The sequence below is a fragment of the Achromobacter deleyi genome (assembly GCF_013116765.2).
Taxonomy (GTDB): domain Bacteria; phylum Pseudomonadota; class Gammaproteobacteria; order Burkholderiales; family Burkholderiaceae_B; genus Achromobacter; species Achromobacter deleyi_A.
Genome location: NZ_CP074375.1, coordinates 717542 through 736616, shown reverse-complemented (window position 1 = coordinate 736616; position 19075 = coordinate 717542). Strand labels below are relative to the sequence as shown.

The window sequence follows — 19075 nt, the reverse complement described above, 5'->3', positions numbered from 1 at the left end:
CATGGCTTCACTAAAAATAATACGCTATTAAATGATTTCTATACGAATGATATAGGCGTAAAAAAGCAGGCCTAAGCCTGCTTTTGGGGGCCATTGCCCTATGGAGGGTTAGGACACGTTACAAACGGTAGAGAGATATGGCACCTATTACTGCGCGTACGAAAAACGGCCGTTCTTGACGATGCCCATGACCCGGGCGCGCTCGTCGAATCCCTGGTGGTTGTCCTTGGAGATGTTCAGCACGCCATTGGGTACGACCAGGTCGCGCGTGCTTTCCAACGCGTCGCGCAGCGCCAGGCGGAACTCCGGGGTGCCCGGCTTGGCGCCGGTCTTCAGAGCCCGCGCCACGGCCGAGTCCAACAGCATCCAGGCGCCGTAGGCGTCCCCGGCGAACTGCGTCAGCGTGTTGGCGCCGTACTGCTTTTCGTACTTGTCGGCAAACTCCACGGCCACCTTCTTGACCGGGTTGGAGTCGGGCAACTCACGCGCCACCACGCCGGGGCCGGTGGGGAACAAGGTGCCTTCCACGTCCTTGCCGCCCACTTGCAGGAATTCCAGCGTGCCGATGCCGTGCGTCTGATAGATGGCGCCGGTGTAGCCGCGTTCCAGCAGCGTCTTCTGCGGCAGGGCCGAAGGGGTGCCGGCGCCGGCGATCAGGACCGCGTCCGGCTTGGCGGCGATGACCTTCAGCACCTGCCCCACCACCGAAGCGTCGGTGCGCTGGAAGCGCTCCTGCGCCACGATCTTCAGGTCGGACCCGGCCGCGGCGGAGAACTCCTTCCACCAGCTGTCGCCATACGAATCCGCAAAGCCGATGAAGGCCACGTTCTTCAGCCCCTTCTTCTTCATGTCCTCGACCAGGACGGTGGCCATCAGCGTGTCGTTCTGCGGCATCTTGAACGCCCAGGCGCGCTTGGGATCGGACAGCGGCTCGACGATGACGCTGGACGCCGCCAGCGCGATCATCGGGGTCTTGGTCTCGGCCAGCACGTCCAGGCCGGCCAGGGCGGCGGCGGTCGTATTGGGGCCCACGATGGCGTCGACCTTGTCTTCGGAGGTCAGCTTGCGCATGTTCTTCACGGCGCGGCTCACGTCCGTGCCGTCATCCAGAACCACATAACGCGCGGGCTCGCCGCCCAGCGTGTTGGGCCACAGGCGGATCGCATTATTGGTCTGGATGCCGATCGCGGCGGCGGGACCCGTCGTCGAGACGTCCACGCCGATGACGATTTCAGCATGTGCGGACAGGACGGGAACCACCAGTGCGACTGCGCAGGCGTAGCGGACAAGAATGCGGGACATGAGACGGCTCTCGGGAAGGTGTTGAGGAGATGCCGCTATTTTGCCTGATGCCCGCCACCACCTCCGCCTGGCCATCCGATACGCGCGCCCCGCGCCTTGCGGGCCGCTTGCCGTTACATCGGCTTGCCGTTGCGAACGGGCGTTTTCTACGTCAGGCCGCCGGGCGCGCCGTATCATCGACGATGCCGCCTGAGGCAAAAGCGCGCCGCCCTGACCGGCGGATCGCGCGCCCCCTACCCCCGGACGCGCCGGCCCCGGCCGCGCGCTCCCCTACAGGAGTCACGTATGAAGAAAACCGCAACCGCCGCCTGGTCGGGCGATCTGAAGACTGGCAAGGGTACGATTTCCACGCAAAGCGGCGCGCTCAAGAGCCAGCCGTATGGCTTTAACACCCGTTTCGGCGATACCCCTGGCACCAACCCCGAAGAACTGCTGGGCGCGGCGCACGCCGGCTGCTTCACGATGGCGCTGTCGAACATCCTGGCTGAGTCCGGCATGGTCGCGCAAAGCCTGGACACCAAGGCCGAAGTCACGCTTGATAAAGTGGATGACGGCTTTTCCATCACCGCCGTCCACCTGACCGTCGAAGCGGTCATTCCGGGCGCCTCCGCGCAGGCCTTCGAGGAAGCCGCCCGCAAGGCGGAGAAGGGTTGCCCGGTCTCCAAAGTGCTGAACGCCAAGATCTCGATGGAAGCCAAACTAAAGTCCTGATCCCCCTCCCGCCCGATGCTCCGGCCACAGACGGGGTCGGATCATTGGGCTGTTCTATCCCGCACTTGGTCAAAATCAATTTGACGGTCGGCGATCTCTTCTAGAGAATAAGAACCATTCTCAGGAGCATCGCATGACCGGATTCATCTACGCGATATCAGGCGGCAACGCCGCCCTGGCGCAAGACGCCCGGGTATCGGCGAACCTGCGCCGCATGGTGGGGTCCGGCCTGCTGGTCGCGGTGGGCTACATCGATCCCGGCAACTGGGCCACCGATATCGCCGGCGGCAGCGGCTTCGGCTATGGCCTGCTCATGGTCGTCATCACCTCGGCTTTCCTGGCGCTGGGTTTCCAGGTCCTGGTCTCGCGCCTGGCGCTGGCCACGGGGCAGGACCTGGCCACCCTGACGGCACGGCACCTTTCGCCCCGCCTGGCCAAGGCCGCCTGGCTGGCCGGCGAAGCCGCCATCCTGGCCACCGCGCTGGCCGAACTGATAGGCGGCGCAATCGCGCTGCGATTGCTGTTCGGCCTGCCGCTGATCGCGGGCGTCGCCGTCACCGGCATCGGCACCTTCGCCGTGCTGGCGCTGACCCGCGGCAACGCCGACCGCCATGAGCGCGTCATAGGGCTGTTGCTATCAGTGGTGGCGCTGTCGTTCGTGTTCCTGCTGTTCAAGGCGAATCCGGCCTGGACCGAGGTGGCCAATGGCGTTACGCAGACCGGCCAGGCGCTGCGCGATCCGCAGGGCTTCCTGATCGCGCTGGGCATCCTGGGCGCGACCCTCATGCCGCACAACCTGTATCTGCATTCCGGCTCTTTGGCGCAGCGCGCGCGGGATCTTCCCGCCGAAGCGCGCGGCATGGCCATGCGCGTGGCGCGCAACGACACCATTGTGTCCCTGGGTGTTGCCATGCTGATCAATTCCGCCATCATGATCGTGGCTGCCGCATCCCTGTCCGGTTCCGGCATGGTCGTATCCAGCTTGGACGACGCGCATGCGGTGATCGGCCACACACTGGGCATAGGCGCGGCCATCGTGTTCGCCGTGGCGCTCTATGCCGCCGGGCAAAGTTCCACCATCACCGGCGTGCTGGCCGGCCGCATCCTGTCCCGGGGCTTCCAGGTCCGAAGCAACTGGTCCGACCGCCGCCGCGCGCTTGTCACGCGCCTGGTGGCGGGCGCGGCGGCCGTGGGCCTGTTGGCAGTCACGGGCGGACAGGATCCGGATGAACTGCTGGTGCTGAGCCAGGTCATCCTGAGCCTGGCCCTGCCCTTCGCCCTGGGTCCGCTGGTGGTGCTGGCCTGCCGCAAGAGCCTGATGGGGCAGTATGTGCTGCGGGGCGCCTGGGCCTGGGCTGCGACAGCCGCCACCGTAAGCATCATCGTGCTGGACGGCTATCTGCTGGTGGACATGGTGGCCTGAGCAGCGCCTTCAGGACGCGGCCGGGCCGCGCATAAAAAAACGCCAGCGTCTGCTGGCGTTTTTTTCAGGCTGGAGCGCGAGCTCAATGGTGGGCGGAGACCACCGGGTGCTGCTGTCGGCCCGCATCCATGTCGTGCAGGACTTCGCCCACGGCGCCGCCCAGCGCGGCCAGGCGCAGTTTCAGGCGCAGCCAGCCCATGCGGACGGACGGACCGGACAGGGTTTCCGCCTTGACGGCCTCGCGGATCAGGGACCGCTCAAGCGCATCCGACATACGGGCATTCTTCAATGCGGTATCGCTCATGATTCTCTCCTTGAGAAAGCGCGATGTGGAACAACACGACTTCATGGTAAACCCGTGTTTGTTGCGCCGCAATAAAAATACCAAACATTTTTTTGTTAGTTGTGCAATGGGTACAAACACCACCATAACGGTGCATGCGGCACCCTATTACGCACTAGTCTTGTGCACGGCAATACAGCATTCAGCCGGGAAGGTGGATCTGGATCAGCTTGTCGGCCATCTCGGCCACCCTGCCCGCCGGCCCGCCCGCTCCAAAAAGCTGACTGGAAACGAAAGCGCCCTCGATCAGGAGCAGCAGCCCGTCGGCCAGGGCCTGGGGCTCATTCGCGCCCATTTCCGCCGTCATCGCGTTCAGGCGGCGACGCAGCTCCAGCTTGTGCGCCACGGCGACGACCCGCGCGGGATGGTCGGGTTCGGGGTACTCGACGGCCGCGTTCGTCAGGCCGCAGCCGCGGTAGCCGTTCTGCACGGCGCGGCTGCCCAGGCCGGACAGATAGTCCAGCAATTGTGCGCGCGGGTCGCCCGGATGCGCGGCGCAGGCCGCGTCGAAGCGGGCCCAGAACTCGGCGTCGTAGTCGCGCAGGTAGGTCGCCGCCAGCTCGTCCTTGGACGAAAAGCTGCGGTACAGGCTGGGCTTGGTCACGCCCGCCTGGGTGACGATGGCGTCCACGCCCACCGCGCGTATGCCATCGCGATAGAACATTTCGCGCGCGGTCTTGCGTATGCGGTCGGCCGCCAGCGGCGGCTTGGCCGCGGGCTGGGAGGGTGGCGGGAACGCAGCGGGAATCTTGCTGGCCATACTCGGCTCCTTTTCCGCAGGACGGCTGGAATGGAACCCAAGCCCTCCTGAAAACAGGGTCGCCAAAAAATACTTGACGATGTTACTGACCGGTACGTACTATTCGCGAACCTCAATACGTACCGGTCAGTAACATGAGTATAGCCCAACCTCCCTTTCCGTTCCGGCGCGCCGGACAGAAGTATGCGTTTGTTGTCGTCGCGGTGATTTTCCTGTCGCTGCTGGTCGCCGCCGGACTGCGGTCCTCGCCCAGCGTGCTGCTGGTGCCGCTGGAAGAAGCATTCGGCTGGAGCCGCAGTTCGATTTCGTTCGCCGCGGCCGTGGGCATCTTTCTGTACGGGCTGGTCGGTCCGTTCGCCGCCGCCGCCATGGAACGCTTCGGCCTGCGGCGCGTTCTGATCTGCGCCCTGATACTGATGGCCGCATCCAGCGCCGTCAGCGCATACATGACCGAGCCCTGGCACCTGCTCATGACCTGGGGCGTGTTCTCGGGCATCAGCTCGGGCGCGGTCGCCATCGTGATGGGCGCCACCGTCGTCAATCGCTGGTTCGTCAAGCATCGCGGCCTGATGATGGGTCTGCTGACGGCCAGCGCCGCCACCGGTACGCTGGTGTTCCTGCCCGTGCTGGCCGCGCTGGCCTCGTCCGGCGACTGGACGCGCGTGGTCTGGACGGTGGCGGGCGCCGCGGCCGCGCTGGTGCCGCTGGCGTGGTGGCTGGTTCCGGACCGCCCGTCCAGCGTGGGCCTGACGCCGTTCGGCAGCGACCCGCAAGCCGCGCCCGCCTCCGCCGCGCCCCGCACCGGCATGCTGGCCGCCACTTTCGGCGCCCTGTCCCGCGCGTCCAGGACCCGCACGTTCTGGTATCTGTTCGCCACGTTCTTCGTTTGCGGCTTCACCACCAACGGCCTGGTCGGCACCCACCTGATCGCGCTCTGCGGCGACCATGGCATGCCAGAGGTGCAGGCTGCGGGCCTGCTCGCCCTGATGGGCATCTTCGACCTGATCGGCACCACCGCCTCGGGCTGGCTGACCGACCGCTACGACCCGCGCAAACTGCTCTTCGTCTACTACGCGCTGCGCGGCCTGTCGCTGATGTACCTGCCCTATTCCGATTTCTCGTTCTACAGCCTGTCGATCTTCGCGATCTTCTTCGGCCTGGACTGGATCGCCACCGTGCCGCCCACCCTGCGCCTGACGACGGAAGCCTTTGGTGAACGCGACGCCCCCATCGTGTTCGGATGGATCGTGGCGGGCCACCAGATGGGCGCCGCCAGCGCCGCCTGGATGGCCGGCGCGCTGCGCGAATCGCAAGGCAGCTACCTGATGGCCTTCGTGATCTCCGGCTCGACCGGCCTCATCGCGGCGGTGCTTGCGCTGATGATCGGCAGAAAGCGCGTGGTGGCGCAGCCGGCCTGAAGGACGCCGCGCATGGCGGCACGCGCCGCCATGCGTTCAAGCGCCTTGCGCGCCCCCGCTCAGGATTTGGCCGCCGCGCCCGGGCGGCCGCGCAGGTTGTAGGCTTTCTTGCCGCCCACGTGCTTGCGGATCAGCGCTTCGGCGCGTTCGCCGTCGCGCGCCATCAGCGCCTGCACAAAGGCCTCGTGGTCCGCGACCGCCGTGGTCCATTCGTCGTGGTCGAAATTGGACTTGTAGCGCAAGGCCTGGACCTGCAGGTTCAGCCGGTCATAGGACTGCGTCAGCGAGGGATTGTGGGCGGCGCGATTGATCGCGATGTGTGTCCCCATGCTGGCCGCGAAATAGGCGCGGATATCCCGCTTCTCGTAGTTTTCAAGCATCTGCGCATGCAAGCGCGCGATCTGGGCCAATTCCGCCTCGGACGCGCGCTCCGCGGCGCTGCGCACCGCCAATCCTTCCAGCACGGACAGCACATCGAAGATGTTCTCGATGTCCTCAGCCGAGAGCTCGATCACCATCGCGCCACGCTTGGGCTGCAAGGTCACCAGTCCGTCCGAGGCCAGCATCCGGTAGGCCTCGCGCAGCGGCGTGCGTGAAATCTTCAGCTGATCACACAGGTCCCGCTCATTGAGCCAGGTGCCCGGCTTCAGCGTGCCATCGATGATCAGCTGCCGCAGACGCTCGGCAACGACGGCCGGCAGGGTGGGATGGTGGATGGCCAAATCGGGGACGGACGCATCCGGAATCAGGCTTTCAGGGTTAGCCATGGGTTGTTCACGCTCGCAACATCGACTATTTTTGTATCTGGTATACCAAACACCAAAGGAATACCAACCTGACCCAATCATAAAGCAAGCCACACCTGGGCAGGCCCCAACCACCAAGGAGACTCCATATGAACAAGCATGCTCGCGCCTGGGCGGGCGCGCTGGCCTTGACCGCCAGCCTGGCCGCCTCCAGCCCCGCCTTGGCGCAGGACCCGGCGAAGTGGCCGGAACGCCCCATCCGCCTGGTTGTCGGCTTTGTGCCAGGCGGCGGCACCGACGTATCGGCCCGCATCCTGTCCGCGCGACTGTCCACCCTGCTGGGCCAGCAGATCGTGGTCGAGAACAAGCCGGGCGCCTCCGGGCTGATCGCCGCCGACTACGTGGCAAAGGCCGATCCGGACGGCTACACGCTGCTGCTTGCCAATATGCAGTCCACGGTCGCCGCGCCCTATGTCGTGCAATCCAGTATCGATCCCATCAAGGACTTCACGGCGGTGCGCTATATCGGCTCGGTGCCCAACGTGCTGGTAGTGAACCCCGCCAAGCGCCAATACGCCACCGTCCAGAACCTGGTGGACGATGCCCGCGCCAAGCCCAAGCAACTGCTGTATGCCTCGTCCGGCATGGGCAGCCCGCAGCACCTGAGCGCGGCGCGCTTTTCGCAGATCGCCGGCGTTTCCATGGAGCACGTTCCCTACAAGGGCAGCGGCCAGGCCATGACCGATCTGCTGGGCGGCAGCGTGGACATGAATTTCGACACCCTGCCCGGCGCGATCAACCAGATCCAGGCCGGCAAGCTGCGCCCGCTGGCGGTGACCAGCGCCGAACGCAGCAAACGGCTGCCGGATGTGCCGACGCTGGCCGAATCCGGCATCAAGGGCCTGGACATCGTGCAGTGGTATGCCGTGCTGGCCCCCGCCAAGCTGCCGCGCGCCGTGATGGACAAACTTGACCAGGCGCTGGCCCAGACCCTCGCCGACCCCGAGGTCGCCGCCAAGCTTGCCGACCAGGGCATGGACCTTGGCGGCGGGCCGCAGACCCCCGCAGCGTTCGCCGCGTATGTACAGGACGAATGGACCAAGTACGGCAAGCTCACCGCCAGCCTGGGCCTGACGAAACAGTAATCCCCCGCGGGGGCCTGCCGCCCCCGCGCATGACCAAAGGAACACCATGAGCGCTACCTCTACCCCCGACTCCCCGCCCATCCTGCTGCAGCGCGACGGCGACATCGCGACCGTGGTGCTGAACCGGCCCGAAAAGCTCAACGCCTTCACCATCGATGGCTGGCGGCTGCTGGGCGACACCTTCCTGGAACTGGACCGCGACGACAGCGTGCGCTGCGTACTGGTGCGGGGCGCGGGCGAAAAGGCGTTCTCGCCCGGCAACGACATCAGCGAATTCGAGACCGCGCGCAGCAACAAGCGGCAGGCGGTGGAGTATGGCGCCGTCATGCGTCGCTCGATCGAGGCCATTGGCGGCTGCCGCCACCCCGTGGTGGCGCAGATACACGGCATCTGCGTGGGCGGCGGGCTGGAGATCGCCAGCCTGGCCGACCTGCGCATCTGCGGCGAAAGTTCGCGGTTCGGCGTCCCCATCAAGAACCTGGGCCTGGTGATGTCATATTCGGAACTGGCGCCGCTGGTGCGCCTGGTCGGGCCGACCACCGCGCTGCAAGTGCTGCTGGAAGGAACGATATTCGACGCCGCCGAAGCCCTGCGCCTGGGCGTGGTCACGCGCGTCGTGCCGGACGACCAGGTCGCGGACCAGGCGCAGGCCGCCGCGCGCCGCATCGCCGACGGGGCGCCCCTGGTGGCCCGCTGGCACAAGAAGTTCGTGCGCAACCTCGTCCAGGGCAAGGCCCTCACCGACGCCGACCGCGACGAGGCCTTCGACTGCTTCGACACCGAGGACTTCCGCAGCGGCTACCGCGCTTTCCTGGCCAAGGCCAAGCCGCAGTTCAGCGGCCGCTGAACGCAGATCAAGGAGCATGCATGCATAACGAAAACCGCGGCCCCGGCCGCCCGTCCGCCACCCCCGCCGATGCGCCTCCCGGCGCGCTGGCCGGCATGCGCGTCATCGAGCTGTCGCAGATCATGGCCGGCCCCACTTGCGGCATGATGCTGGCCGACCTGGGCGCCGACGTGATCAAGGTCGAGAAGATCGATGGCGGCGACGATTCGCGCCAATACCGCGATCCGCAGATCAATGGCATCTCGGCGCCCTACCTCATGCTCAACCGCAACAAGCGCGCCATCGCGCTGGACCTGAAGCATCCCGAAGGCAAGAAGGTCCTGCTGCGCATGATCCGCGACGCCGACGTGGTCACCGAGAACTTCCGCAAAGGCACGATGGAAAAACTGGGCCTGGGCTACGACACGCTGCGCCAGGAAAACCCGGGTCTGATCTATTGCGCCGTATCGGGATATGGCACCACCGGCCCGTACGCCGACAAGGGAGGCTTCGACCTGGTGGCGCAGGGCTTCTCCGGCCTGATGGCCATTACCGGAGAGCCCGGCGGCCCGCCGCTGCGTACGGGAAATTCCGTGGCCGACATCAATGCGGGCCTGCTGGCGGCGTTCGGCGTGCTGGCGGCGTATCAACACAAGCAGCGCACCGGCGAAGGCCAGATCGTGGAAACCTCCCTGCTGGAGGCCAGCCTGCAGCAGCTGTACTGGCATGCCGCGATCTACTTCGGCAGCGGCGTATCCCCCGGCCCCACCGGATCGGCGCACGTGCTGAGCGCGCCGTACCAGGCGTTTCCCACGGGCACCGACTGGATCATCATCGGCGGCGCGAACGAGAAGAACTGGCAGCGCATCGCGCTGGCGCTGGGCAAGCCCGAATGGGCCGAAGACGCGCGCTTCGCGCGCAACCGCGACCGCATGCAGAACCGGGAAGAACTGGTGGCGGAGATCTCCGCAATCCTCAAGACGCGCGCCGCTCAGGAATGGCTGGACGTCTTCGATGAAGCCGGCGTTCCCGCCGGTCCGGTGCACTCGATCGCGCAGGCGCTGTCGCATCCGCAGACGCTGGCGCGCGGCATGGTGGTAGAGCAGGACCATCCGGTCGCGGGCAAGGTGCGCACGGTGGGCATGCCCGTGAAGCTGTCCGCCACGCCCGCGCAGTATCACCGCGCGGCGCCTCGCCTGGGCGAGGACACCATCGCGATCCTGGGTGAATTCGGCTACGGGGAAAAGGAGATCGATGCGCTGATCAGCGCGGGAGTGGTCGCCGCCGTGGACCGCGAGCACGCGCCGGCATGACGGGAACGCAAGGCAAGGCGCGCCGCGCCCTGCCTTGCGCCCGCCGCTACTCCGTCTCTCCCAGGTACGCCGCGCGCACCTTGGGGTCATGCAGCATCTCGCGCGCCGGACCGGACAAGGTGATCTCGCCAGATTCCATCACGTAGCCGCGATGGCTGTTTTCCAGCGCCAGGCGCGCGTTCTGCTCGATCAGCAGGATGGTCACGCCTTCGCTGGCGATCGTGCGCACGACTTCGAAAACCTTCTCCACCATCAGGGGCGCCAGGCCCATCGACGGCTCGTCCAGCAGCAGCAGCCTGGGGCGGGCAATCATTGCGCGGCCCATGGCCACCATCTGCTGCTCGCCGCCCGACAGCGTGCCGGCCGCCTGCTTGCGGCGTTCCGCCAGGCGCGGGAACAAGGTGAAAACGCGATCGGTGTCCTGGCGGATCTGCGCCGCGTCGCGGCGGATATAGCCGCCCATCGCCAGGTTTTCCTCGATGGTGAGCTGGCCGAAGATGCCGCGGCCTTCGGGGACCATGACCAGGCCCTTGCGGACCAGCTCATGCGACTTCTGGCCGCCTATCGATTGCCCCGCGTAGACGATCTCTCCGCCAGCCAGCGGCACCAGGCCGCAGATGGCGCGCAGGGTGGTGCTCTTGCCGGCGCCGTTGGCGCCGATCAGGCAGACCAGTTCGCCTTCGTCCACGCGCAGGTCGGTGCCGCGCACCGCGCGGATCCCGCCATAGGACACCTGGAGGCCACGCAGCTCCAATAGGGGTTGGGATGCCGTCATGTTGCCTGGCCCTCTTTGTTAATCAACGGATCCTGGGCCGCCCCGGCGCCCAGGTACGCTTCGATGACCTTGGGGTCGCGCTGCACCTGGGCGGGTTTGCCCATCGCCAGGACCTTGCCGTATTCCAGCACCAGCACGCGATCGCACAGGCCCATGACGAGCTTCATGTCGTGCTCGATCAGCAGCACGGTCACGCCGTCCGCGCGGATTTTCTCGACCAGCTTGCGCAGCACCACCGTTTCCGATGCGTTCATGCCGGCGGCGGGCTCGTCCAGCGCCAGCAGCTTGGGATCCGTCGCCAGCGCGCGCGCGATCTCCAGGCGCCGCTGGTCGCCATAAGGCAGCGAGCGGGCCACGTCGTTGGCGCGATGCCCGATGCCGACGTAGTCCAGCAATTCCTGCGCCCGCGCCTCGATGGCGGCCTCTTCGGCACGCGTGCCGCGGGTGCGCAGCACGGCGCCCAGCACGCCCGCCTTGGTGCGCATGTGGCGGCCGATCATCACGTTCTCGATGGCGCTCAGGTTGGCGAACAGGCGGATGTTCTGGAAGGTGCGCGCCAGCCCGGCATAGGCGACTTCATGCGGCTTCTTGCCGGTCATGGATACGCCGTCGAAGTTGCAAGTGCCGTCTTCCGGAATGTAGAGACCGGTCAACACGTTGAACAGCGTCGTCTTGCCCGCGCCGTTCGGGCCGATCAGGCCGTAGATCTCGCCCTGCTCGATGTCGAAGCTGACATCGGACAAGGCTTGCAGGCCGCCGAAGCGCTTGCCCAGGCCCTGGGCTTGCAGCAGTTTGCTCATGTCGCCCCTCCCTGGGTCTTGGTCGCGAGTTCACGTTTGCGCACCGCCGACGGCCACAGCCCCGCCGGGCGGAACAGCATGACGCTCACCATGGCCAGGCCGAACAGCAGCATGCGGATGCCTTCCGGATCCAGCACCACGGCGCCGAACACCATGTGCTGGATGGGCTCGACCACCGCCCGCAGGAATTCAGGCAAGGCCGCCAGGATCAGCGCGCCCAGGATCACGCCCGGAATATGGCCCATGCCGCCCAGCACCACCATGCACAGGATGGAGATGGACTCCATCAGCGAGAAGCTCTCGGGGCTGACGAAGCCCTGCATGGACGCAAACAAGGCCCCCGCCACGCCGCCGAAGGACGCGCCCATGGCGAATGCCAGCAGCTTGATGTTGCGGGTGTTGATGCCCATCGCCTTGGCGGCGATCTCGTCCTCGCGGATGGCTTCCCAGGCGCGGCCGATGCGGGAATTCTGCAGGCGCACGCAAACCACGATGATGATCAGCGTCAGCGCGAGCAGCAGGTAGTAGTACTTCTCGGGCCCGGTAAAACGGATACCTAGCAGGCTCTCCGTGCGGCCAAACGCAAACTCGCCCACCTTGAAGGTGTCGATGCGATTGATGCCCTGCGGTCCGTTGGTGATGTTGATGGGCGCGTTCAGATTGTTCAGGAAGATGCGGATGATCTCCCCGAACCCCAAGGTCACGATGGCCAGGTAGTCGCCCCGCAGCTTCAGTGTCGGCGCTCCCAGCAGCACGCCGAACAGGCATGCCACGGCCAGCGCGATCGGCAGGATCGCCCAGAACGGCAGATGCAGTCCGAAATGCGGCGACGCCAGCAGCGCCCATGTATAGGCGCCCACCGCATAGAACGCGATGTAACCCAGATCCAGCAGGCCGGCAAAGCCCACCACGATGTTCAGGCCCAGCGACAGCATCACATAGAGCAACGCGAAGTTCAGGATGCGCACCCAGCTCTGGCCGGCCATGCCGATCACGAAGGGCAGCACCGCCAGCACAATGCCGATCAGCGCGATGCCGATCAGGTTGCGGGTCGAGATCCCACTGCTTTTCATGTGTCCGCTCATGCGCGATCTCCCACGCGTTCGCCCAGCAGGCCGGACGGACGGAAGATCAGCACCAGCACCAGCACGAAGAACGCGAACACGTCCTGATAATGGCTGCCCAGGAATCCACCCGTCAGGTCGCCGATATAGCCCGCGCCCAGGGATTCGATGATGCCCAGCAGCAGGCCGCCGGCCATCGCGCCCACCAGGTTGCCGATGCCGCCCAGCACCGCGGCGGTGAAGGCCTTCAGGCCCAGCATGAAGCCCATGGTGTATTGCGACACGCCGTAATAGGTGGCGACCATCATGCCCGCCACGGCGGCCAGCGCCGAACCGATCAGGAACGCGGCCGAAATGACGGTGTTGATGTTCACGCCCATCAGGCCCGCCACTTCGCGGTTCTGCGCGGTGGCGCGCATCGCCGTGCCCAGCCGGGTCTTGTGCACCACGGCCAGCAGGCCGCCCATGATCAACGCCGCGATCACCACGATGGCGATCTGCAGCGTGCTCATGCGGGCGCCGGCGAACTCGAACACCTGCGGCGACAGCACCTGCGGGAAGTTCAGATAGTTGCGGCCCCAGCCCATCATCGCCACGTTCTGCAGGATGATGGACACGCCGATGGCCGTGATCAGCGCCGCCAGGCGGGGCGCGCGGCGCAGCGGCCGGTAGGCCACGCGTTCGGCCGTCCAGCCCACCGCCATGCACAGGGGCACCGAGACCAGCAGTCCCACGCCCAGCACCACGAAGGCCGAAGTGCCGGGGTCGCCGCCCACCAGCGAGATGGCGATCGTCGTGGCCGCCATCGCGCCGATCATGACGACGTCGCCATGCGCGAAGTTGATCAGCCCGATGATGCCGTACACCATGGTGTAGCCAAGGGCGACCAGGGCGTACACGCTGCCTAGCGTGACGCCGTTAATCAGTTGTTGAATGAAGATATCCATAGGGGCCGCTGCATAAGCCTGGAGAATTCGCGTAGCACGCAGCCGGGGCACGAAGGCCCGGCTTGGCGTTGCGCGCCGCGGCGCCGGACGGCGCCTGCGGACAGAGCGGGCGGACCGTGGCGCAGCCAGGATCCGCCCTCGTTCAACCCGCCTTAGTTGGCCTGGCTGACCATCGTTTCAACCATTTCCCACTTGCCGTTCTTGACTTCGTAGATGGTGACCGAGATTTCCTTCAGGTCGCCCTTGGCGTCATACGAGATGTGTTCGCTGGTAGCGCCCTTGCGGTTCAGCTTGGCCAGCGCCGGCAGGTACTTCTCGGGCTTGGCGGAGCCGGCCTGCTCGATGGCGGTAATCATGTTCCAAGCGCCATCGTAGGCGTAGGGGGCATACACGCCGGGGGCCTTCTTGAAGCGCGCCTGGTAGCGTTGCTCGAAGTCCTTGCCCGCGGCCATCTTGTCCAGCGGCACGCCGGCCAGCGAGGCATAGGTGCCGTCGGCGGCATCGCCGGCCAGCTTGATGAAGGTGTCGCTGCGGGTCATTTCACCCGAAACCAGCGGCGCCTTCAGGCCCAGCGTGGCCAGCTGGCGCTTCATCGGGCCGGACTGCGCGTCCAGGCCGCCATAGAAGATGGCGTCGGGCGCGGAACCCTTGATGTTGGTCAGGATGGCGGTGAAGTCGTTGGCCTTGTCGGTCGTGTACTCGCGGCGCACGATCTGGCCGCCGGCGGCCTTGACCGCCTTCTCGACCTCGTCCGCCAGGCCCTGGCCGTAGGCGGTGCGGTCATCGATGATCGCGACCTTCTTGGCCTTCAGGTTTTCCACCATGAACTTGCCCACCGCGGCGCCCTGCTGGGTGTCGCTGGTCATCATGCGGAAGGTGGTTTCGTAGCCTTGCTTGGTGTATTCCGGCGACGTGGCCATGGCGATCTGGGGCAGACCCGCCTCATGGTAGACGCGCGAAGCGGGGATCGTGGTGCCCGAGTTGAAGTGCCCCAGGATGCCGACGACATCCTGGTCGACCAGCTGCTGGGCGACCTGCACGCCCACGCGCGGGTCGGCTTGGTCATCACGCGACACCAGCACGAACTTGGCCGGCTGGCCGTCAACCTTGATGCCCTTCTTGTTGGCCTCTTCCAGGGCCAGGTTCAGGCCGTTCTGCATGTCCTCGCCGTAGTGCGATTGCGGACCGGTGAGCGGCGCGGCAAAGCCGAACTTGATGTCTGCGGCTTGGGCGCCAGCGGTCATGCCGGCAGCGGCGATGCCTGCGGCGATAAGCTTCAAAGTGGTGCGGAACTTCATGGGGAATCCTCCGGGATGTCGGACCTAAGACCTTGTTATACCTGAGCTTTTAGCCAGGCTTTTGGCTTTTTTTACTACCGCGGGCCCGGTGGTTGCCCAGGCCCGCGCATGCATTTTCTGCAAAGTATGGATGCCGGGTTGCGACAGCCAAACTAGAGGTGCGACCGGATTTTGCTTCCAGTGCAACCTACCCCGATATTGGAGATAACCCTTGTATACCCAAGGGTTACCCCTCGGTCACATTCAACCGATGGTCATGAGGCTGGCGTTGCCGCCCGCCGCCGCCGTATTCACGCTGATGGAACGCTCGGTCAGGAGGCGTTCCGGCACATAAGCGGCGCCAGCCGCCACGGCGTCCGGCGTCAGGCCGTGCACCGCCAGGATGGCGCCCGGGCGCTGCGCGATGCGCTGGTTCAGGGCCTGTAAGGCATCGCCATCGCCTTCGAACAGCACGGCGTGATAGTCCGCCTGGTCGACCTCGGCGTCGGCAAGAATTCCTGCCTGTCCCTGCTGCTCGGCATCCAGGCTGGACAACAACGCCTGCGCCGCTGGGGTATCCGCGAACCAGGCGTGATTGCCGGTCAAGCGGGCAACCGACCACTGCGCGCGCGCGCCGGCCTCGGTGGCCGCCACGCAATACACGGCGCCACGCGGCTCAACCATATAGGTATTGGTCTCTCCGGTCGGGCCGGGCAGCGCAATACGCTGCGGCAGCGGCGCCGCGGCATCCAGCGCCGGCGGCAGGCCCGCGGGGCGGGTTCCCAGCAGCCGGTACATGTACAGCGGACCGCCCGCCTTGGGGCCGGTGCCGGACAGGCACTCGCCGCCAAAGGGCTGCACGCCCACCACCGCGCCCACGATGTTGCGGTTGACGTAGACGTTGCCGGCGTGGACCTGGCCGGTCACATGCGCGATGGTCTCGTCGATACGGGTGTGCACGCCGAAGGTCAGTCCGTAGCCCGTGCCGTTGATGGCGTCGAGCAAGGCGTCGAGTTCATCGCGCTTGTAGCGCACCACGTGCAGCACCGGGCCGAAGACTTCGCGCGTCAGCTCGCTGATGTGGTCGATCTCGATGATGGTCGGCGGCACGAACGTGCCGTGGCGGCATTCGCCGTTGAGTTCGACCTGATCCACCCGATGGCCCGCCGTGCGCAGCGCCTCGATGTGCCGCTGGATGCCGGTGCGCGCCTCGGCGTCGATGACCGGACCCACGTCCACCGAGAGGCGGTCGGGGTTGCCCACGGCGAGCTCGCGCATCGCGCCGCGCAGCATCGTCAGCACGTGGTCGGCGTTGTCTTCCTGCACGCACAGCACGCGCAGCGCCGAGCAGCGCTGGCCGGCCGAATCGAAGGCGGAGCTGAGCACGTCGAACACGACCTGCTCGGACAAGGCCGACGAATCCACCACCATGGCGTTCTGGCCGCCCGTTTCCGCGATGAGCGGAATGGTGTGGCCGTCGTCGTCCAGGCGATCCGCCAGGGTGCGCGCGATGATGCGCGCCACGTCGGTGGACCCGGTGAACATCACGCCGCGCACGCCCGGGCTGGCAACCAGCTGGGCGCCCACGGTTTCGCCACGGCCCGGCAGCAGCTGCACGGCGCCGGCGGGCACGCCGGCCGCGCGCAGGATGGCCACGGCCTGGGCTGCGATCAAGGGGGTTTGCTCGGCGGGCTTGGCCAGCACGGTATTGCCCGCGGCCAGCGCGGCCGCGACCTGGCCGGTGAAGATGGCCAGCGGGAAATTCCAGGGGCTGATGCACAGCACGGTGCCCAGCGGACGATGTGTGTCGTTGCTGAATTCGCGTTCGGCCTGGTCGGCGTAATAGCGCAGGAAGTCCACGGCCTCGCGAACCTCGGCAATGGCGTTGGGCAGCGACTTGCCGGCTTCTCGCACGATCAGGCCCAGCAGGGTCTGCATCTGCTCTTCCAGCAGTTGCGCGGCGCGGCGCAGGCACTGGGCCCGCTCGGCCACCGGCGTGGACTGCCAGATCGGCGAGGTATTGGCGGCGGCCCGCAGGGCGAGATCGGCCTCGCCGGCCTGGGCCTCGATGACGTGGCCCACCACGTCGCGCAGGTTGGCGGGGTTGCGCACCTCGATGGCGCGGGCGGCGTCCCAAGGGTCGCCGCCTTCGCCCAGCATGGGCGCGGCGCGCCACGGGGTGCCGGCGCTGGCCAGCAGCGCGGCGGACAGCGAACCCAGGCGGTGCTCGTTGCTGAGGTCCAGGCCCGCCGAATTGGCGCGGGCGCCTTGTTGCGGATTGCCGTAGAGTTCGCGCGGCAACGGAATCTTCTCGTGCGGCGCGCCCAGGGGCACGATGCGCGCGGCGGCGTCAACCGGATCGGCCACCAGCGTTTCGACCGGAATGCTGTCGTCGCCGATCAGGTTCACGAACGAGGTGTTGGCGCCGTTCTCGAGCAGGCGGCGCACCAGATAGGCCAGCAGCGTTTCGTGCGTGCCGACCGGCGCATAGATGCGGCAGGGACGATTGAGCTTGCCCTGCGCCAGCGGCCCGACCACTTCGTCGTACAGCGGTTCACCCATGCCGTGGAGGCACTGGAATTCGTACTGGCCCGGGTAGTAGTTCTGGCCGGCCAGTTGATAGATGGCCGACAGCGTGTAGGCGTTGTGCGTGGCGAACTGCGGGTACACGGCTTCCGGCGCGCCCAGCAGCTTGCGGGCGCAGGCCAGGTAGGCCACGTCGGTGTACAGCTTGCGGGTGTAGACCGGATAGCCTTCCAGGCCGTCGACCTGGGCGCGCTTGATCTCGCTGTCCCAGTAAGCGCCCTTCACCAGGCGCACCATCACGCGATGACGGCTGCGGCGGGCCAGGTCAATCACATAATCGATCACGAACGGCGCGCGCTTCTGGTAGGCCTGGATGACAAAGCCGATGCCGTTCCAGCCCTCGAGTTCGGGAGCGAAACAGAGCGCCTCCAGCAGATCCAGCGAGATCTCCAGGCGATCGGCCTCTTCGGCGTCGATGTTCAGGCCGATGTCATAGCTGCGGGCCAGCGCCGTCAATGCCTTGACGCGCGGCAACAGTTCGGCCATGACGCGTTCGCGCTGGCCGCGCGAATAGCGGGGATGCAGCGCCGACAGCTTGATCGAGATGCCCGGGCCTTCGTAGATGCCACGGCCGGCCGCGGCCTTGCCGATGGCGTGGATGGCCTGTTCATACGACGCGTAATAGCGCTCGGCGTCATCCGCCGTCGTCGCGGCCTCGCCCAGCATGTCATAGGAATAGCGGAAACCGCGCGCTTCCATCTTGCGGTTGTTGGCCAGCGCTTCGGAAATGGTCTGGCCCGACACGAACTGCTCGCCCATCATGCGCATGGCCATGTTGACGCCCTTGCGCACCAGGGGCTCGCCGCCCTTGCCGATCAGGCGGGTCAGCGCCTTGGACAGCGACTGCTCGCTGCTCACGGCGACCAGCTTGCCGGTGATCATCAGGCCCCAGGTAGCCGCGTTGACGAACAGGGATTGCGAGCCGCCCATGTGCGACTTCCAGTCGCCGCGGGCGACCTTGTCGCGGATCAGCGCGTCGCGCGTGGCGCGGTCCGGGATGCGCAGCAGCGCTTCGGCCAGGCACATCAGCGCCACGCCTTCCTGGCTGGACAGCGAGAATTCCTGGATCAGCCCTTCCACGCCGCCGCCGCTGCGCTTGCCGCGCAGCTTCTTCACCAGATCGGACGCCATCGCATGCACTTTTTCCAGATTGGGCATGCGGGCCTGGCCCAGCAACAGCGGGACGCACTCGGGTTCGGGGCGGCGATAGGCCGCGGTGATCGCCGCGCGCAATACGGATTGCGGCTGCACGTCCTGGCCGAACTCGTAGAACGGAGGAGTAGGCGCCAGCTGGCCTTCGCCAGCCTCGTCGTCGCCGCCCGAATCCACGCCCAGATGGGACATCTCAGCGGGCAGATGGCCGCGCTCTATCTTGTCCAGGTAGGCGAGGATCGCCTGCTTGTGCAGCCAGTGCGGCGTGCAGTTGAGCTTGTGCGCGGCGGCCTTCAGGCGGTCGCGTAGTGCGTCATCGACTTTGACGCCGAGGGTCGTGCTGGCCATAAGAGATTGCTTCCTGTCGCATGGCAAAGGTAATACCGGGCCCGAACGAAACCCAGTATGGGTAGGACCGTATGCTAGACAGGTTGCAACCGCGTTTGTATTAAGGTTAACCCTAGGTTAACCACTTGAGATCACGCAC

At 66.3% G+C, this 19075-nt stretch carries 16 protein-coding genes; 6 read left to right on the top strand and 10 right to left on the bottom strand.

Annotated features, from left to right (window positions below; genetic code table 11):
* Positions 1–147: 147 nt before the first annotated feature.
* Positions 148–1302: an ABC transporter substrate-binding protein gene (locus tag HLG70_RS03415; RefSeq protein ID WP_171663953.1), complete on the bottom strand. Its 1155-nt coding sequence runs from the start codon at positions 1300–1302 to the stop codon at positions 148–150.
* Positions 1303–1587: 285 nt separating this feature from the next.
* On the opposite strand from HLG70_RS03415, the gene HLG70_RS03410 reads away from it, so the two are divergent.
* Positions 1588–2013 carry an OsmC family protein gene (locus HLG70_RS03410; protein WP_171663954.1) on the top strand — a complete coding sequence of 142 codons (426 nt, stop codon included), beginning with the start codon at positions 1588–1590 and terminating at the stop codon, positions 2011–2013.
* A 133-nt stretch (positions 2014–2146) separates the two neighbouring features.
* Entirely contained in the window at positions 2147–3436 is a 1290-nt protein-coding gene (locus HLG70_RS03405) for an Nramp family divalent metal transporter (RefSeq protein WP_171663955.1), read from the top strand.
* Between the two features lie 82 nt (positions 3437–3518).
* On the opposite strand, the gene HLG70_RS03400 is transcribed toward HLG70_RS03405, so the two are convergent.
* Complete coding sequence (locus tag HLG70_RS03400; protein ID WP_171663956.1) at positions 3519–3740, bottom strand: XRE family transcriptional regulator; 222 nt, start codon at positions 3738–3740, stop codon at positions 3519–3521.
* A gap of 181 nt (positions 3741–3921) precedes the next feature.
* Positions 3922–4539, bottom strand: coding sequence for a TetR/AcrR family transcriptional regulator (locus tag HLG70_RS03395; RefSeq protein ID WP_171663957.1), 618 nt, complete (start codon positions 4537–4539; stop codon positions 3922–3924).
* 134 nt (positions 4540–4673) lie between these two features.
* On the opposite strand from HLG70_RS03395, the gene HLG70_RS03390 reads away from it, so the two are divergent.
* Complete coding sequence (locus HLG70_RS03390; RefSeq protein WP_171665146.1) at positions 4674–5957, top strand: MFS transporter; 1284 nt, start codon at positions 4674–4676, stop codon at positions 5955–5957.
* A 59-nt stretch (positions 5958–6016) separates the two neighbouring features.
* On the opposite strand, the gene HLG70_RS03385 is transcribed toward HLG70_RS03390, so the two are convergent.
* On the bottom strand, positions 6017–6724 hold the full coding sequence (locus tag HLG70_RS03385; protein ID WP_171665147.1) for a GntR family transcriptional regulator: 708 nt from the start codon (positions 6722–6724) through the stop codon (positions 6017–6019).
* Between the two features lie 128 nt (positions 6725–6852).
* Between HLG70_RS03385 and HLG70_RS03380 the strand changes: the two genes are divergently transcribed.
* From HLG70_RS03380 to HLG70_RS03370, 3 genes are read left to right on the top strand one after another with little or no spacing between them, the layout of a single operon-like run.
* Complete coding sequence (locus HLG70_RS03380) at positions 6853–7848, top strand: Bug family tripartite tricarboxylate transporter substrate binding protein (protein WP_171665148.1); 996 nt, start codon at positions 6853–6855, stop codon at positions 7846–7848.
* Between the two features lie 46 nt (positions 7849–7894).
* Positions 7895–8695 (top strand): enoyl-CoA hydratase-related protein, encoded by an 801-nt coding sequence (locus HLG70_RS03375; RefSeq protein ID WP_171665149.1) that lies wholly within the window; start codon positions 7895–7897, stop codon positions 8693–8695.
* A 20-nt stretch (positions 8696–8715) separates the two neighbouring features.
* On the top strand, positions 8716–9987 hold the full coding sequence (locus HLG70_RS03370) for a CaiB/BaiF CoA transferase family protein (protein WP_171665150.1): 1272 nt from the start codon (positions 8716–8718) through the stop codon (positions 9985–9987).
* A gap of 46 nt (positions 9988–10033) precedes the next feature.
* On the opposite strand, the gene HLG70_RS03365 is transcribed toward HLG70_RS03370, so the two are convergent.
* From HLG70_RS03365 to putA, 6 genes are all read right to left on the bottom strand, one after another.
* The gene (locus HLG70_RS03365) at positions 10034–10762 is read right to left on the bottom strand and encodes an ABC transporter ATP-binding protein (RefSeq protein WP_171665151.1); all 729 of its coding nucleotides are present in this window, start codon (positions 10760–10762) and stop codon (positions 10034–10036) included.
* Positions 10759–11562, bottom strand: a complete 804-nt coding sequence (locus tag HLG70_RS03360) for an ABC transporter ATP-binding protein (protein ID WP_171665152.1) — start codon at positions 11560–11562, stop codon at positions 10759–10761. Before HLG70_RS03360 ends, HLG70_RS03365 begins: the two co-directional genes overlap by 4 nt.
* Complete coding sequence (locus HLG70_RS03355; protein ID WP_171665153.1) at positions 11559–12647, bottom strand: ABC transporter permease subunit; 1089 nt, start codon at positions 12645–12647, stop codon at positions 11559–11561. Before HLG70_RS03355 ends, HLG70_RS03360 begins: the two co-directional genes overlap by 4 nt.
* Positions 12644–13495: a branched-chain amino acid ABC transporter permease gene (locus HLG70_RS03350; RefSeq protein ID WP_419144805.1), complete on the bottom strand. Its 852-nt coding sequence runs from the start codon at positions 13493–13495 to the stop codon at positions 12644–12646. The genes HLG70_RS03355 and HLG70_RS03350 overlap by 4 nt, the downstream gene beginning before the upstream one ends.
* A 230-nt stretch (positions 13496–13725) precedes the next feature.
* Positions 13726–14871: a branched-chain amino acid ABC transporter substrate-binding protein gene (locus HLG70_RS03345; RefSeq protein WP_171665155.1), complete on the bottom strand. Its 1146-nt coding sequence runs from the start codon at positions 14869–14871 to the stop codon at positions 13726–13728.
* A gap of 243 nt (positions 14872–15114) precedes the next feature.
* Positions 15115–18936, bottom strand: coding sequence for a trifunctional transcriptional regulator/proline dehydrogenase/L-glutamate gamma-semialdehyde dehydrogenase (gene putA, locus HLG70_RS03340; protein ID WP_171665156.1), 3822 nt, complete (start codon positions 18934–18936; stop codon positions 15115–15117).
* Positions 18937–19075: the final 139 nt, after the last annotated feature.